This window comes from Jiulongibacter sp. NS-SX5 (genome assembly GCF_052828545.1).
Window position 1 is genome coordinate 585303 of record NZ_CM128248.1, and the last position, 14617, is coordinate 599919.

16 protein-coding genes are annotated in these 14617 nt (G+C 38.6%); 6 read left to right on the forward strand and 10 right to left on the reverse strand.

Translation table 11 applies throughout. The features are described 5' to 3' along the window. Positions 1–68 precede the first annotated feature (68 nt). Both ACUXV0_RS02445 and corA read left to right on the forward strand, forming a co-directional pair. On the forward strand, positions 69–1484 hold the full coding sequence (locus ACUXV0_RS02445) for an ATP-dependent DNA helicase (protein ID WP_446191474.1): 1416 nt from the start codon (positions 69–71) through the stop codon (positions 1482–1484). 58 nt (positions 1485–1542) lie between these two features. Next, positions 1543–2622 carry a magnesium/cobalt transporter CorA gene (gene corA / locus ACUXV0_RS02450; RefSeq protein ID WP_446191475.1) on the forward strand — a complete coding sequence of 360 codons (1080 nt, stop codon included), beginning with the start codon at positions 1543–1545 and terminating at the stop codon, positions 2620–2622. On the opposite strand, the gene ACUXV0_RS02455 is transcribed toward corA, so the two are convergent. The 7 genes from ACUXV0_RS02455 to ACUXV0_RS02485 form a co-directional block, all read right to left on the reverse strand. Beyond that, positions 2617–3288 carry a hypothetical protein gene (locus tag ACUXV0_RS02455; protein ID WP_446191476.1) on the reverse strand — a complete coding sequence of 224 codons (672 nt, stop codon included), beginning with the start codon at positions 3286–3288 and terminating at the stop codon, positions 2617–2619. The genes corA and ACUXV0_RS02455 overlap by 6 nt on opposite strands. Before the next feature lie 26 nt (positions 3289–3314). Then, a complete protein-coding gene (locus tag ACUXV0_RS02460; RefSeq protein ID WP_446191477.1) occupies positions 3315–4211 on the reverse strand; it encodes a class I SAM-dependent methyltransferase in 897 nt (298 codons plus the stop codon). Positions 4212–4312: 101 nt separating this feature from the next. Then, positions 4313–5305 carry a glycosyltransferase gene (locus ACUXV0_RS02465; protein ID WP_446191478.1) on the reverse strand — a complete coding sequence of 331 codons (993 nt, stop codon included), beginning with the start codon at positions 5303–5305 and terminating at the stop codon, positions 4313–4315. Between the two features lie 72 nt (positions 5306–5377). Further along, a complete protein-coding gene (locus ACUXV0_RS02470) occupies positions 5378–5665 on the reverse strand; it encodes a hypothetical protein (protein WP_446191479.1) in 288 nt (95 codons plus the stop codon). A gap of 112 nt (positions 5666–5777) precedes the next feature. After that, positions 5778–6461, reverse strand: coding sequence for a hypothetical protein (locus ACUXV0_RS02475; RefSeq protein WP_446191480.1), 684 nt, complete (start codon positions 6459–6461; stop codon positions 5778–5780). Between the two features lie 157 nt (positions 6462–6618). After that, positions 6619–7209, reverse strand: coding sequence for a DUF975 family protein (locus tag ACUXV0_RS02480; protein WP_446191481.1), 591 nt, complete (start codon positions 7207–7209; stop codon positions 6619–6621). A gap of 5 nt (positions 7210–7214) precedes the next feature. Continuing rightward, entirely contained in the window at positions 7215–7688 is a 474-nt protein-coding gene (locus tag ACUXV0_RS02485) for a hypothetical protein (RefSeq protein WP_446191482.1), read from the reverse strand. Between the two features lie 279 nt (positions 7689–7967). Between ACUXV0_RS02485 and ACUXV0_RS02490 the strand changes: the two genes are divergently transcribed. Then, complete coding sequence (locus ACUXV0_RS02490; protein ID WP_446191483.1) at positions 7968–8384, forward strand: hypothetical protein; 417 nt, start codon at positions 7968–7970, stop codon at positions 8382–8384. A gap of 2 nt (positions 8385–8386) precedes the next feature. On the opposite strand, the gene ACUXV0_RS02495 is transcribed toward ACUXV0_RS02490, so the two are convergent. Next, positions 8387–8800: an RrF2 family transcriptional regulator gene (locus ACUXV0_RS02495; protein WP_446191484.1), complete on the reverse strand. Its 414-nt coding sequence runs from the start codon at positions 8798–8800 to the stop codon at positions 8387–8389. A 105-nt stretch (positions 8801–8905) separates the two neighbouring features. On the opposite strand from ACUXV0_RS02495, the gene ACUXV0_RS02500 reads away from it, so the two are divergent. The 3 genes from ACUXV0_RS02500 to ACUXV0_RS02510 all read left to right on the forward strand — a co-directional run bounded on the left by ACUXV0_RS02500 (position 8906) and on the right by ACUXV0_RS02510 (position 12203). Further along, positions 8906–10114, forward strand: a complete 1209-nt coding sequence (locus ACUXV0_RS02500) for an RsmB/NOP family class I SAM-dependent RNA methyltransferase (protein ID WP_446191485.1) — start codon at positions 8906–8908, stop codon at positions 10112–10114. A 57-nt stretch (positions 10115–10171) separates the two neighbouring features. Further along, on the forward strand, positions 10172–10687 hold the full coding sequence (locus ACUXV0_RS02505) for a hypothetical protein (protein ID WP_446191486.1): 516 nt from the start codon (positions 10172–10174) through the stop codon (positions 10685–10687). Positions 10688–10838: 151 nt separating this feature from the next. Then, positions 10839–12203, forward strand: a complete 1365-nt coding sequence (locus ACUXV0_RS02510) for a Gfo/Idh/MocA family protein (RefSeq protein ID WP_446191487.1) — start codon at positions 10839–10841, stop codon at positions 12201–12203. An 82-nt stretch (positions 12204–12285) separates the two neighbouring features. Here ACUXV0_RS02510 and ACUXV0_RS02515 read toward each other — a convergent pair whose 3' ends face one another. Both ACUXV0_RS02515 and ACUXV0_RS02520 read right to left on the reverse strand, forming a co-directional pair. Then, a complete protein-coding gene (locus ACUXV0_RS02515; protein ID WP_446191488.1) occupies positions 12286–13134 on the reverse strand; it encodes a glycoside hydrolase family 43 protein in 849 nt (282 codons plus the stop codon). Between the two features lie 138 nt (positions 13135–13272). After that, positions 13273–14562 (reverse strand): FGGY-family carbohydrate kinase, encoded by a 1290-nt coding sequence (locus ACUXV0_RS02520; RefSeq protein ID WP_446191489.1) that lies wholly within the window; start codon positions 14560–14562, stop codon positions 13273–13275. Between the last annotated feature and the right edge of the window lie 55 nt (positions 14563–14617).

Sequence of the window (14617 nt, forward strand, 5' to 3'; positions counted from 1 at the left end):
GTTACGAATTTCAGTCAAAATTAGCGTATTTGGCGATTGCGTCAATAGAAAATGTAGTTAAGCAGAAAATGGCTGAAGAAATTCTTTCTCCTTCACAATTATTACTGAAGAAATTTAAGCATGAGCCCACTTTCGGACAGGCAAAGCTTTTCACTCTCATGGATGAATTTCTTCAGGATGAAAGTAAAGACAGGCCCATTTTTGTTCTAAAAGGCTATGCAGGTACAGGTAAAACAACCTTTGTAAGCACACTTATTAAAGTATTGCCAAAATTTGGCTGGAAATCAGTTTTACTCGCACCCACTGGTAGGGCGGCCAAGGTTATGGCTAATTATTCTAAAAGAAAGGCACAGACCATACATAAGAAAATCTATAAGCAGACAGAAGATAGTTACTCAGGTAACTTTGTATTTGAGCGACAAAAAAACTTCCATGAAGGTACAGTATTTATTGTGGATGAAGCCTCCATGATAGCTGATAGGAGGGAGTTTGGAAGAGATAGTCTGCTACATGATCTTATTGAATATGTCTTTGAGATGCCCGAGAATAAGCTCTTAATTATTGGCGATGAGGCTCAGCTTCCCCCAGTAGGCATGGAATATAGTCCTGCTTTAAATGAAGAGCATCTGGCTAATCAATACTTTTCAGATGTTGTATGTCATTCATTGACCGAGGTAACGAGGCAGCAAAAAGATTCGGGAATTTTGGCAAACGCTACCAAAATCAGAGAAACACTGCCCGAGAAAAAGCCTGAGGTGAAATTCCAGACCAAAGAGTTTAAAGATATATTCAGGATGACTTCAGAACGTATCGAAGATGGTTTGCGGTACGCTTACGATAAATACGGGCAGGAAAATGTCACTGTCATTACAAGGTCAAATAAAAATGCTGTTCAGTATAACCAGTACATCAGAAACCGAATTCATTCATTGGAAAGTGAGCTGGAAATAGGGGATATCCTGATGGTGGTGAAGAATAATTACACCGTTCTGGAAGAAGGCTCAGAGGCCGGTTTTGTTGCCAATGGGGAGTTTGCAGAGGTGAAACACCTTGGTAGAGAGGAAGAAATGCATGGCTTCAGGTTTCAGCATGTCAGTTTACAGCTGGTAGATTATCCTAACGACCCGGAGTTTGATTCCATGATCATTTTAGATACACTAAACTCTCATTCGCCAAACTTAACTCGTGAAGAAAATAAGATGCTTTATGATTCTGTCTTGAAAGATTATTTCTGGGTTAAATCTAAAAAAGAACGAGCTGAACTGCTGGCAGCTGACCAATATCTAAATGCCCTGCAGGTTAAATATGCTTATGCTCTAACCTGCCATAAATCTCAAGGTGGTCAGTGGGATGCAGTATTTGTAGATCAGGGTTATATTCCTAATAATACCATAGATCAAGATTACCTCAGATGGCTTTATACAGCCGTTACCAGAGGGGTAAAAGAAGTCTTTCTTGTCAATTTTAATGCTCAATTCTATTAAGTTCTGCTCCGTCTGAATAGAAAGGTTCTCGTATATTTAAAGTATAAAGTAAGTCAGTATGGGGAAAAAGAAGAATAGATTTAAAGCTCCAAAACAGAAGGCATTTGCCGCACCGGGTAGTCTGACATACATCGGTAAAGAGGTGATGGAACGTACCCAGGTTCACTTAACAGTTTACGATCAGGAGAATTATACGTTTGAAGAACTGAGTCAACTTCAGAACCTGGAGCCCTGTTCTGATAGCAGACTTACCTGGCTAGATGTAGATGGTGTTCATGAAACTGCAGTAGTAGAATTGATAGGGAAAAAGTACCAAATTCATCCCCTGCTTCTTGAAGATGTCCTAAACACAACGCAAAAACCGAAAATAGAACTTTTTGAGGATGAAAATCAGCTGTTTGTGGTTCTGAAAATGATGAATCTCGATGAAAATTCACTTGAGATAGAAGCTGAGCAAATAAGCCTAATTTTAGGAACAAATTTCGTTATTTCATTCCAGGAGCAAGATCAAACGGACATCTTCACGGCCATTCATGAGCGAATTGCTCAAAAAACAAGCAGAATAAGAAAGTTTCAGTCAGACTATCTGCTCTATGCCTTGATGGACTTAATTGTAGATCATTACTACATCCTGATTGAAAAGATTACCGAAAAACTTGAAGTACTAGAGGCCAATGTACTGAATGACCCAAAGCCTGAGCATCAGAATCAGATTTATTTGCTCAAAAAAGAAATGGGTTATATGAAACGAAATATTCTCCCCCTTAGAGATATTATAGGCACTCTAATAAGAGAAGACTCTGAACTTGTAGGTACTACAGTCAATGTTTATCTGAGAGATATTCACGACCATGTGATTCAAACCTTGGAAACATTAGACAGTTACCGTGAAGTGGCTGATAATATCATGAATAATTATCATGCGTCCTTGAGTAATAAAATGAACTCAGTCATGAAAACGCTAACTGTTTTTACGGTTCTTTTTATGCCTTTGAGCTTTATTGCTGGTTTATATGGTATGAACTTTACCTATATGCCAGAACTTGCCAACCCTAACGGATACTTCTATACTCTTGGTGCCATGGGCCTAATTTGTATAGGACTTTGGTTTTACTTCCGTTACCGAAAATTTCTATAAAGTAGCCAATAAGGTATCTGCGTTGACGTAAACCGGATTCGATTGTGAAGCATCCAGATCATATTCTTTCTCAAGATAAAAGGATTGAATTTTATCGGCACTGAAGATTGAATAAATGGGGTTATAAATAGCAGATGGTGGGTCAATTGCTGAAAAGTTGGAACCCACTTTAATGGTTTTTGTTGGTCTATCCTTGTCTATCGAACTTAAATAAACATCAACTCCGTGAAAATACGGACAGGCTTCATATGAGCTGTACCAAACAGCCCAAAGCAATGATTTAGCGTCATCAAGAGTAGCAATCTTTATGGCAAGGGCATCTCTTAACATGCCAATATCCAGTTGGTTTAGATAGTTCTCATATTGTCCGTAAGCTTTTATGGAGTCAATCTCCAAATACTCCTCAACCATGTTTTCATGAAATACGGCGGTAGAAGGACTTTCTAAAACATTAAATAAACTTAAGACTTCTCCACTAGAAAGTGGCTGATATGAATCGATCTCTGACTCAAGTGATTCTAAGTAAATAGAATCAATGGCTGATATTTGAATAGTTTCCAGTTCTTCTATGCTCACGGTTTCTCTTTCCGTTACTGTTTCTTTTTTTTGATTTTCATAAGAACAGGCAGAGGCCACCAAAGAAAGGAGAGGTATAAATTTATTCATGGTCTAAAAGTGTTGGATTTTATTATTTACTGCTCTTTTTCTAAAACATATATAACAGAGCTTGAATTCTTTACATTTAAAACGGCACTGATCAGAGATACTGTTCCTACCAGAAAACCTTTGATGGTTGCAAATGGACTCTTTTGGTACTTTTCACTCAAAAGGGACACATAAAATGAGTCGAATGGAAGTATTTTTTTTGACACTATTTTCCAGCCGTATTTTCCGGCAAAAGTTTGCATAGAGGCCGGCGTAAAATGCCATAAATGACGAGGAACATCTAAACCAGCCCAATTGGCTTCGTAGTATTTGCCATCAAAAGAATCCTTATTAGGAACCGCTATAATAAGTGTCCCGGAGTTCTTTAGGCTTCTATCAATGGCCTTCATGTATCCGTTAAGGTCATACAGATGCTCCAGAACATGCCATAGACTGATAACGTCAAATTGCTTTTCAAATCTATCGGACAAGAATTCTGAAGGCTCATGAACTTTTAAGCCAAACTTCTCTTGTGATAATTTTCTTGCCTCATCGTTTATTTCAACACCCTTAACCTCAAAACCCTCTTTCTGCATCGTATTCAGAAAGTAGCCTGTTCCGCTTCCAATATCCAGCATTTGATTTCCTTTACTTCTTTGCTTTACCAAATCAGCTTTTCTGTAAAGCATGAAATCTCTAACCTGATGATAAATAGAATTGATCAATCCTTTTTTTGAGTCAGAGTGTGAAACGTAATCTTCGCTTTGGTAGTAAGGCCCAATGGATTCAGGGGTTGGTGGATCCTGAGTTAGTGTAAATTGACAAGCCTTACAGGTGATTAAATGAAAGGTTTCTTTACTTATTGAAGAATCTATGACCGCAATGGGTTCAGAAAATTGGGTGCCAGAGCACAGCGGACATGTCGTATTATTGATTCGATTCATTTATTAGTAAAGCAGGTCATGTTAATTTTTGACCAAAATCATGCCTTTTAATCATTCGCAGACAAAAATATAAAAGAAATTGACTCCTATGCCTTACTAGTTTAAAACTCCCGACCTTTCCATTTTATCTTACCGGGTAGCAAACTGTAAATGGTAATGACATTCCATACGATTGGTAGATAGATTATAAAAAGTGGTATAAACTTCAGATAAGAATACTTTTTTATTTGACGGCCCCAAAGTATGCACAAGACCGCCATCAACAGGGCTTGCCCAACCAAGAGCCCCCAAAACCAAGTAGAGGAAAGAAAATAAACTATAACCAGTAGAGGAATCCAAAATGCCTGAATTAAGGCTGGTAGCAATAGTATACTGGAACTTTGAAATCCACCTCTCAACCAACGCCTTCGTTGAACCAGGTAATTCTCCGGAGGTACAGTCATTGCGAAGCAATTCTCATTAAAGAGTTGATTAAAGTCGTATCCTTTGTCAATGATAGCTTTATAAAGACTGTAGTCTTCTACAATCGAAAAAGGGATGTTTTCATAACCTCCAACTGCTACATAAGCTTCTCGACTAACGGCCATATTATTTCCCATACCAGTACCTGGAACCTTGGCTCGAGAGAATAAATGTAGCATATAAAGCACCGTAAGCCATTCCATACTTTGCATGGCCATCGGTAAGGTTTTGGGAGGCATTCCGGTTATTCCGACCACTACTCCTGTGTTTTCATTTTTCAAAAAAGCATCAAGTAGCGACTGTATCCAGTTCCGGGGAAGTGTAATATCGGCATCTGTAAAAAAGAAATAATCTCCTTTTGCTTTTTGAGCAAGCTGTGCTAAAACCCGGGCTTTCCCTTCTTGAGACTCAAAGGCGGTTTTGGGAGGTATATCAAAAGCTTTAACATGATCACTTTCCTTCGCGAATTCATGAAGTATTGACCCCGTCTTATCAGAGGAATCATCATTACCCAATAAAATTTCAAATTCGTCTTTGGGGAAATCAAGCTGTTTCAGCGAGTTGATTAAGGAAGGGGCATTTTTCTCTTCATTTCTTAGGGCAATCAAAATGCTAACCTTAGGTTTTTTCATTTATCAATCGTTTCGATGATATCCTTGTAAAAATAGACCTCTTGAGATAAAACATGAACAGTCTATTTCTTCCTAAGAACCTGCGAAAGGTGTTCCCAAAATGCCGACAGCCAATTCTGCCCAAATCAATAAGAAAAGTGCTAGAATAAGACAAACAATGAATAAACGAGTGGAGGGCGTTTTGAATTTTTTCAAGAGTAGTTCCAAACTTGAAAAGCCAATTAAAAGCAAAGAACCCATGACGATAAAGTCAAAAAAGGACCAGTTCACCTGAGAGGAAAATAGATTACCCATCAATGGAATCATCAGGAGCAGAGGAACACTGGCCAAAAAGAGTTTATATCGTTTGCTTAGTGTCATCGGTTATTCAATTTAGAATATAAAGATAGAAGCAAAAGATGATGTATTGGGTCGAAGACATAAAAAAAGCCGACATTTTAAGTCGGCTCTTTAAAGTCTATCGAAAGAATGATTATTCACAGCTATCGAATGTATGTACATGAGCAGCAAACTCTTTCCAGTCAGGTTTCTTACCAATTTCTTTGATAAGAGATGGACAACTGGCGAATAGTGTTTTAAACTCTGTTTTGTATTCCTTTTTGGTGATTTTTTGAGCCATTTCATCACCAATTTTGATAAAATAGCTTTTGTCTACACCACCAGCCTTCATGACACCTACACTGGCTGTGCCTGTTTCCATTGCCATAGGATCAAAGAATACTTTGATTTTGCTATCAAAACCAGGATTCACCAATTGCATAAGGAGAACGTCTTCTTTCTTACCAAGGTTAATGTCGGTCTTGATAAAATAACCGTAGCCTTCATTTAACATATCAAGGTCATAGTCTTTTGAAGTATTCGTAGCATTGTCAATTTTCAATGAGAGCTTGTTTAAGCCATTTGCAGGTAGATACATTTCTTTGATATCAGCTGGGTCATAAGTTTTTTCTTCTCCATCAATAATCATTTCTACAGCCGCTATATTGTTTTTCTTACGCTTAACTTTATCTATCTCGCCTTCTACTTTTGTACCATCTTCTAGTGTGATGTATGCAGGTTTTTTATGCGAAAACATTTCAAAGCCAGGCATGAACTCCTGAGCTGAAATGGTAAGCGATGAAAGGCAAAGAATTGCTAATAATTGGATAGTCTTCATGATCTGTTTATCGTTTAGTGATGAACAAATATAGAGAGCCAACTTCCTGATTGAAAGTGCTTTTGAGTTAATTTATAGTACGGTTAAATGAAGTGTTAATAAACAAAAAACCGGCAACAAAACTGCTGCCGGTTCGTATCTACAATTCGTCAATTTCTTAAGCCATGGCTAATTCTCCACTTTTTAATTTCTCATAGAAAAGTGCATTTGAAGTACTTATTATAGGGATTACAAAGAAGAGACCTACCACCAGGGCAAGCAATCCAAGGATCCCCATACCTAAATAGATAAGGCAAAGAAGAAAATATTTGACTTTGTAACCATCCATCATGGCCCAGCTTTTCTTCATGGCATCTATACCTGAAATATTCTTGTCTTCAGCCAAAATGTAAAAAGTCTGTGAGAGGCCTAAGCCTAGAATAATTCCAGGAATAATCAGAGCCACAAACCCAAGAATTACAATAATAGCCGTACAAACTGCCGCCACCAGAGAAGCCACATAATTGGTTTTAAATCCATCGAATACATCCTCAATTTGCTCTTTCTGATTCCTGACTATTTTGAGAAAGAAGGTAGCACTACCCACGGCCATAGCTCCTGAAATAAATAAATTCAGAATACCCAGACGTTCATCTATTGCACTGGGTAAATTGCTAATTAGGCCTACTATTACTACAGCGATAATGGCCATTACCCACTTTCCAGATAGTAGCTCAAAGGCTTTTCTGATTAAGTCTTGATTACTCATTTTCATTATCTAAGATGTTTAAGGTTTAGAGCGTATAATACAACAAACAGAATTCCGATAAAGGCCATGCCGCCACCAGCCATGGCTCCAAGGAGTCCCTTATAGATCATAAGTGGAGCTATCACGCCTACGGCTGTACCAATGACATAAAGCCAAAATCCCTTCTTGTCCAGACTCCACATTAGTATTGCTCCCAGGAGGCAAAGCAATGCTGAAATTCCATTGGCAATTGACATGTTCTGAATATTCTCTACAGTGAGCCCGTCCGTTACAGCTCCCATTATTTTTGTGGCCATTTTAGCTTCTTGTTCTGTATCCGCTTCATCTTCAATCTGATCCATCGCCTCTTCCATCACATCTCCTGTAAGGCCTACTGCTACTTCGGCATTCGTGTAACTAGTAATAGCATTAAAGATCCCATATCCACTTCCTATAAAAGTTAGAATACAGAGTACTGTTAAAAAAGTCGGTCTTGTCATTTTAGAAGGGTTAAAAGATTAAACATTATTCAAAAGAAAGCATTTTTCATTATCATATCAATTAACAAGATTGTAATTCTTTGAGTGGATTCTAAAGGAGATGGGCGGCAAGCTTTCTTATTTTTTATTTAAAGGTTTTTTCTTTAATTCATTCCATTTGAGACATGTTTTACTTTTTGTCATCTATGACCTTCGGTATTTCTTTCGATACGTAAAATAAAATTCTTCATGTTGTACTTTGTTTGCTCACTAGTTTTAGGTCAAATAAAACTTACAGCCATGAAAAATTTAGTAATTATGCTAGCCTTAATGGTGGGGCTTAGTTCGTGTTCAAAAGAAGAAATAGTGCCATTGGCAGATCAGGTATCTGGCTCTTATGAGGTTAGCGGATTTGAGGATCAAGACGGGATCTATGCTGTTCCTCTTACAGCAGACGAAGTTTCAATTGATTTTACACTTGCCGTGTCTAAAGTTTCTGACACAGCTGTAGATGTACAGATAAGTCAAATAGTAACTGTTGGCGGTAATTCAAATGAACAGAAAGCAGGATCTGTTGCGGAATTAATAGAATCCAGTCCCGGAACTATAGATTTTATGGTCAACCAGACTAAAATAGGAACGTATCAATCCGGTACTTTTCAGTTTTTCTTCCAGTTGGCTGGTGAAAATGTCACTTTACACTGTGACCAACTTTGACCTTAATTCATGAGATCGGCCACGGTAGTTTTTTCATAAACCGCGAGGTTTGCATCCCTGACATGGCCCAGAATAGGACGGAGGCTGCACTCTTCTTCAGTGGTGCAGTCTTCACACTGGCCGTAAAAATTAAGAGAAACGCAAAGAAGAGGGGCTATTGGCCCGTCAATTATTCTTAAGACTTTGGCAAAAGTGATATCCTCTGGAGCCATTCTAAGAAGGTAACCACCACCTTTCCCTTTTTGACTTTGCAGCAGTCCGTTATTTCTTAATTCTAAAAGAATAGCCTCCAAAAACTTTTTTGGGATGTTCTCTGATTCGGCAATTTTAGAAATGAGCACGGGTCTTTTCTCGGCATAATGTGCCCCGAGGTGCTTAAGTGCTTTTAATGCGTATTTCGCCTTTTTAGAAATCATTGATAATTGTGCAGTCCTTTAAGATTGGTCTGCTTTGGTCAAAATTAAGCTATTTTTTGTGAACCTCATGTGACATAGGTCATATAGGCATATCTTTGAACCCATATGATGAAAAGAGTTCACAGGCCACTGGCTGAAGCTGTTCTACAAAACCTGATATTGATCTTCAATGAAAATCAAAAAGCAGATCAGGTGATTCAGTCTACATTAAAGTCAAACCCTAAATGGGGGAGTAGAGACAGGAGATTTATTGCCGAAAACACCTATGATATCATCCGATGGTGGAGATTGCTTAAGTTTTCAGTGGAGATCAATGAACGTAAATTTAAAGATGAACAGAATTTCTGGAAGATGATTGGTGGTTGGCTCACCATTCAAGGCTATGAGTTACCTGAGTGGGAAGAGTTCAAGGCTCTTGAAGCTGAAAAAGTATTAACAAACTACGCTGCTGATGATAAAAGTAGAAAAGTAAGGGAGTCAATACCTGACTGGCTTGATGAGTTAGGAGAGAAGGAGGTGCCCAACTGGGATGCTGAATTGGCCGAGCTAAACCAACCGTCAGAAGTTTTTATTAGGGTAAACACGTTAAAAACAAACCTTGAAGAACTCAAAAAGGTACTTGCCAAGGAGGGTGTTGAAGTCGATGAAGTTGTGGATTTCCAAAATGCATTACGTTTAAAAAAACGTCAGAAAATAGATCATTTGAAGAGCTATCGCAAAGGTCTTTTTGAAGTTCAAGATGCTGGTAGCCAGAAAATCGTGGAATATTTAGCCCCGGAAGAGGGTGCTACTGTGATAGATGCCTGTGCCGGTGCTGGAGGAAAAAGCCTCTATTTGGCAGCTTTAATGCAGAATTCGGGAGAAATCATTTCTACAGATGTGGAGAAAAGAAAACTAAAAGAGCTAAACATTAGAGCCAAACGCAATAGAGTAGATATCATCAAAACATCGGTAATAAATCAAGATTTTATAGATCGCCACTCGGAGAAGGCAGACTACTTATTATTAGATGTTCCCTGTTCTGGCACGGGAGTTTTAAAAAGAAACCCAGATGCCAAATGGAAACTTAAGCCTTCATTTCTTGAGGAAATCGTTCAAACTCAGCAGCAAATATTAAACGATTATACCAAGTTGCTTAAATCAGGTGGTGTAATGGTTTATGCTACCTGCAGCTTACTTAAAAGTGAGAATGAAGCCCAAATAGAACGTTTTTTGTCTCTTTCAGATGAATTTACTCTAGAGAAGGAAGAAAGGGTTTCGCCTGCTAAAACGGGCTTTGATGGCTTTTACATGGCACGGTTAAAGAAGAAATAAGAGTTTTTTGGTTCAATTTTTGAGCATTCACGGGAGTCAGGAAAAACCAAAAAGTGAATGATTAAAAAACTACTATTCAGGCATATTTATATGCTTTTACCCATTTTGTTGTTTGGCTCTTTCGTCTTTTTAGGATCTGCCAGAGATCTTAAGCTTGAGAAAAACGAGTTGGCCTACGCCAATACCAAAGTCAGCTTAAACTTTGGAGGTTTAGAAGAAAAGCCTTCTGAGAAGGGAGACCAAACTTTTAGAACAGATATTTATCTGTCAGACATTGATCTCAATAATTCCTCGGTTAATGCACATGAGGAAGTGGTCCTACTATTGAGGAATCGCATGAAGGCAAAGACCTTCAGAAACGGCCATTATTCTATTTCAAATGATGGCAGCCAATCAGTGAAAGCCGAAATTCTAAGCCTTGGCGGAAAGAAAATAAAGGTGGAATCCGGAAGTGTAGAATATGAAGGAACTTATCCTCAGGTTCATTTAACATTTGATTTGAATCTTAAAAACGGTGAAAAGTTGATAGGGTCATACTACAAAGAAATGCAAGCATTCAAATACGACTTTTAACTACAATAGTGATCTATACCTACGCCTCTATTTCTTCTGAAATAGAGGCTTTTTTATACATTCATTCTTCAATTTTCAGGATTGGTCGAAACAGACCGTGTGGTTTCTAACGAAATTACTATTTTCAGCTCACCAAATAACCTATTGAAAAATGAACCTTGACCGTAGAACCTTTATCAAAGGAACAGCAGCTTCTATTGCTTTAACAAGTATAGCCTCACAAGAAACCTTTGCCAAATCGGACAAAACTTACAGAGTAGCACTCATCGGTACCGGCTGGTATGGAAAATCTGATCTATTCAGGCTTATTCAAGTTGCCAATGTAGATGTGGTAGGACTTTGTGATGTAGATACTGAGGTTCTGGCAAAAGCACAGAAATTAGTAAGTCAGCGACAAAAATCAGGAAAAGAACCAAAAGGTTATTCTGATTATAAAAAACTATTGACCGAAGCAAAACCTGAGATAGTTCTCATTGGTACCCCTGATCACTGGCATCCGATAATGTGTATTGATGCTATCAAATCAGGTGCACATGTGTATGTGCAAAAACCCATTTCAGTAGATGTGATTGAAGGTGAGGCAATGTTGGCTGCTGCCAGAAAATACAATAAAGTGGTGCAGGTAGGAACCCAAAGAAGAAGTACTCCATTCCTGGTACAAGCCAAGGAGAAATACATTGATACAGGTAAGTTGGGTAAAATCTCTCATGTAGATATCTGCTGTTATTACCATATGAGAAATAACAGCAATCCTCCATTACAAGAGGTCCCTGCTCATTTTGACTATGATCAGTGGACGGGTCCGGCACCTTTAAGACCCTACGACGGCTTACCGCATAGAAGGTGGTGGCGTGCATTTATGGAATACGGTAATGGCATAGTGGGTGATATGTGTGTTCATATGTTGGATGCCGTTAGGTGGACTATGGATTTAGGCTGGCCAAAGAAAATCAGCTCTACAGGAGGAATTTTCGTCCAAAAAGATGCTAAATCAAATATTACCGATACGCAGACCGCCCTTTTTGAATTTGACGAACTCAATGTGGTTTGGAACCACCGCAGCTGGGGAAATGCTGCAGATCCAAAATATCCTTGGTCATATAAGTTTTACGGCGAAAAAGGTACTCTCGAATGCTCTACCATGATGTATGATTATACGCCTGCTCCTGGTGTAGATGCCGAGCCTGAACATGTCGATGTTTACATTGAGAGAAAGAAATACCCGGAAGACCTTACCGAAGAAAGGATAGAAATGAATGCTGCACCTGCTACCAGAGCTCATATGCTTAATTTTCTGGAGGCTATTGAAAAAGGAGGGTTACCTGTTGCTGACATTGAGCAAGGTCATATTTCAACGGCATCCTGTATTTTGGCCAATATATCTCAGAGTTTAGGTGGACGTGATTTAGTCTATGATCCTGAGACTAGAACGGTTGTAGGTGATCCTGAGGCTACTGCACTTTTGATGAGACCTTACAGGGAGGGTTATACTCATCCGCATCCTGATCATGTGTAAATGAATAAGGATATTTTTGAAAGAAATTTATGAGTAGCTGAAGTTTGAGTAGTGGCTTCAATTGCTTACAATATCATTACCTTCAACGTAAGCCTCGTAAAACTTTCGGTTTTACAGTAAAAACAGTTCCATGTCTGGTGCCCTCTGGGAAGCTAATCTTATCTGATAGTTCATGCCAATTAACAAGATCATCTGAAGCAATGGCTTCCATTTGATGTCGAGTATAGGCGTCAAAAAATAAAGTATGCCCCAGCGAAGTTTTTAAGTAGGTAGGTCCTTCTACCCAATTTTTTGAGATGGGTTCTGATATGATCTTGTATGGTCCGTTAAGTTTATTTGCTTTGGCAATTAGTATATTCTTAGCAGCCTCTGGATATCGGGTTTCATCCTTAATGAACATAATCCATTCATTATCAATTTTTTGGATGGTGGCATCAATACAATTAAAACCTGGGTCGAATAATAGTTTCGTTTCTGTAAACTCTTTGAAATCCTTAGTTACGGTGTAATACATACGGTGGTTATATTCACTATCACCACCATCTGCCGTTTCTTCAAATTCCCCCGGAATAGTGCTGGCCCAATAAATCATATACTCCTCCTTTTCATTATCATAGGTGATTTCTGGTGCCCAGGTGTTTAGGGTTTCACTTTCATGCTTCATAACGGGCAGAAAACGCTGCTCAGACCAGTTTTTTAAGTCCTTGGAGTAGGCATAACCTATTCCTCGGTCATTCCAACTTACCGTCCAGACCATGTGAAAAGTGCCATCCGGGCCTTGGATGATACATGGGTCACGCATGAGTTTATCATCACCTACCGTGGGGTTAAGGAATGATTGGTCCTTATTTAATGCTGTATAATGTAGCCCGTCCTTACTGTACGCAAAATGCAATCCATCCTGTCCGTTATCTCTAAATGAGGAGAACATATAAACTGGTTTGCAGGAGCTTATCAAGCCAAAAAGAGCTAAGAAACAGGAGGTTGATTTCACAAGTAATAGTTTAATGAATACCACAGAGTTTGAAAGCTAATATATCAGTATAGAACTTCCCCGAAAACTAAACTCTTAAATATCCTTCAATTTAATTAAGTCTGCAGGAAGATTCGTCTCATTCCATTCCTCATGAATGGCCAAGGCCGCCCCTAAAGCAGAAGCCTGAGCTAATTCGGCAGCATAAAACTTGATGTTGGGAAAAGCATTTCTCAGCCCTAAAAGGAAATAAGGGTTCTTACTAAAGCCTCCGTCAATGAAAATTTGACCTACTTGTGGAGTAAGAACCAAACGAATGGCATTTACTTGCTTATTGACCAAAGAGGTCATAAAGGCCTCGTATGCCTTGATTTCATTAGTATAACCATTCAGATTGTCAAACTCAAAATCCTGATTTGAATCTAACCAATCAGCAGTAGGCTGAAGTGATTTAAAAAAGTCTACCGAGCAATGAAAGTGTTTGGCAATAGCTTTAACTGCATCCTCATGCATCTGACCTGCAAAAAGCCGGGAAGCTTTCACTTGATGCCCCTCAAAACTGATAAAACTTAAACAATCTTGTGCTAACTCTATTTCAGTTAGAGGATTTGAATTAAAAGGATTCAAGGTGATACTCCATGTTCCCGTAGAAATTAACATGAAGGGGTCTGAGAAAGAACGCAGGTAGGGAATTAGGGCTGATGAACTATCATGCAAACCGCAGCCAACTAAAACGCCATTTTTCTCAAAAACCGTATTGGAGGTATGAATAGGAGGGAAGAGGCCTAGAAAATTCTCCTCTTTTACCCAATTATGGTACTCATTCTTCTCAAAATTCCATAACCTGGTATGGCAACCAATACTTGTCAATTCTGAAACTGGATCTGCTCCAAAATAATAGGCCAGATATTGAGGAAAATGCAATGCTGTTTTTATCTGTTTAAAAAGCTCCGGCTTTTGATGTTTTATGGCAAATAACTGCAATCCACTATTTAAACAACCTAGAAAAGGAGAAGCTGTTTCAGCAGAAAGTTGACTTTCAGGTCCATAATTATTTGTCAATTCACCCTGTAATTCCTCATCAAAAGGTTTGAGGTAATTATACAATTGTCCTACGGTGTTTCCTTGATCATTTAAAAAGACAAATGAAGCACCGTAGCCAGAGAAATTGAGAGCCTTTATCTTATAATCTCCTTTCTCTTTTACCTTTTCTATAGAATTCGTCAGGAAGATTTGAAGGGCCTTTAGATCTTCACAGACAAAACCATCTTCGTCCATGGTTTCGGGTAACTCTTCTGAATACTGGTAAACCACTTCATACTGTTCATTGAAAAGTAGAAGTTTCTTATTGGTTTTACCGATATCAAAAATGGCAATGGTATTCATGAACCCAGGGAGTCAAACCCCGCCTCTTAAAAAAGCGGGGTTTGAAATTGAAAAG

Coding starts and splice junctions, on each gene's coding strand:
- ACUXV0_RS02445 (WP_446191474.1), top strand. CDS start 69: ATGGCTGAAGAAATTCTTTCTCCTTCACAATTATTACTGAAGAAATTT.
- corA (WP_446191475.1), top strand. CDS start 1,543: ATGGGGAAAAAGAAGAATAGATTTAAAGCTCCAAAACAGAAGGCATTT.
- ACUXV0_RS02455 (WP_446191476.1), bottom strand. CDS start 3,288: ATGAATAAATTTATACCTCTCCTTTCTTTGGTGGCCTCTGCCTGTTCT.
- ACUXV0_RS02460 (WP_446191477.1), bottom strand. CDS start 4,211: ATGAATCGAATCAATAATACGACATGTCCGCTGTGCTCTGGCACCCAA.
- ACUXV0_RS02465 (WP_446191478.1), bottom strand. CDS start 5,305: ATGAAAAAACCTAAGGTTAGCATTTTGATTGCCCTAAGAAATGAAGAG.
- ACUXV0_RS02470 (WP_446191479.1), bottom strand. CDS start 5,665: ATGACACTAAGCAAACGATATAAACTCTTTTTGGCCAGTGTTCCTCTG.
- ACUXV0_RS02475 (WP_446191480.1), bottom strand. CDS start 6,461: ATGAAGACTATCCAATTATTAGCAATTCTTTGCCTTTCATCGCTTACC.
- ACUXV0_RS02480 (WP_446191481.1), bottom strand. CDS start 7,209: ATGAGTAATCAAGACTTAATCAGAAAAGCCTTTGAGCTACTATCTGGA.
- ACUXV0_RS02485 (WP_446191482.1), bottom strand. CDS start 7,688: ATGACAAGACCGACTTTTTTAACAGTACTCTGTATTCTAACTTTTATA.
- ACUXV0_RS02490 (WP_446191483.1), top strand. CDS start 7,968: ATGAAAAATTTAGTAATTATGCTAGCCTTAATGGTGGGGCTTAGTTCG.
- ACUXV0_RS02495 (WP_446191484.1), bottom strand. CDS start 8,800: ATGATTTCTAAAAAGGCGAAATACGCATTAAAAGCACTTAAGCACCTC.
- ACUXV0_RS02500 (WP_446191485.1), top strand. CDS start 8,906: ATGATGAAAAGAGTTCACAGGCCACTGGCTGAAGCTGTTCTACAAAAC.
- ACUXV0_RS02505 (WP_446191486.1), top strand. CDS start 10,172: ATGATTAAAAAACTACTATTCAGGCATATTTATATGCTTTTACCCATT.
- ACUXV0_RS02510 (WP_446191487.1), top strand. CDS start 10,839: ATGAACCTTGACCGTAGAACCTTTATCAAAGGAACAGCAGCTTCTATT.
- ACUXV0_RS02515 (WP_446191488.1), bottom strand. CDS start 13,134: ATGTTCTCCTCATTTAGAGATAACGGACAGGATGGATTGCATTTTGCG.
- ACUXV0_RS02520 (WP_446191489.1), bottom strand. CDS start 14,562: ATGAATACCATTGCCATTTTTGATATCGGTAAAACCAATAAGAAACTT.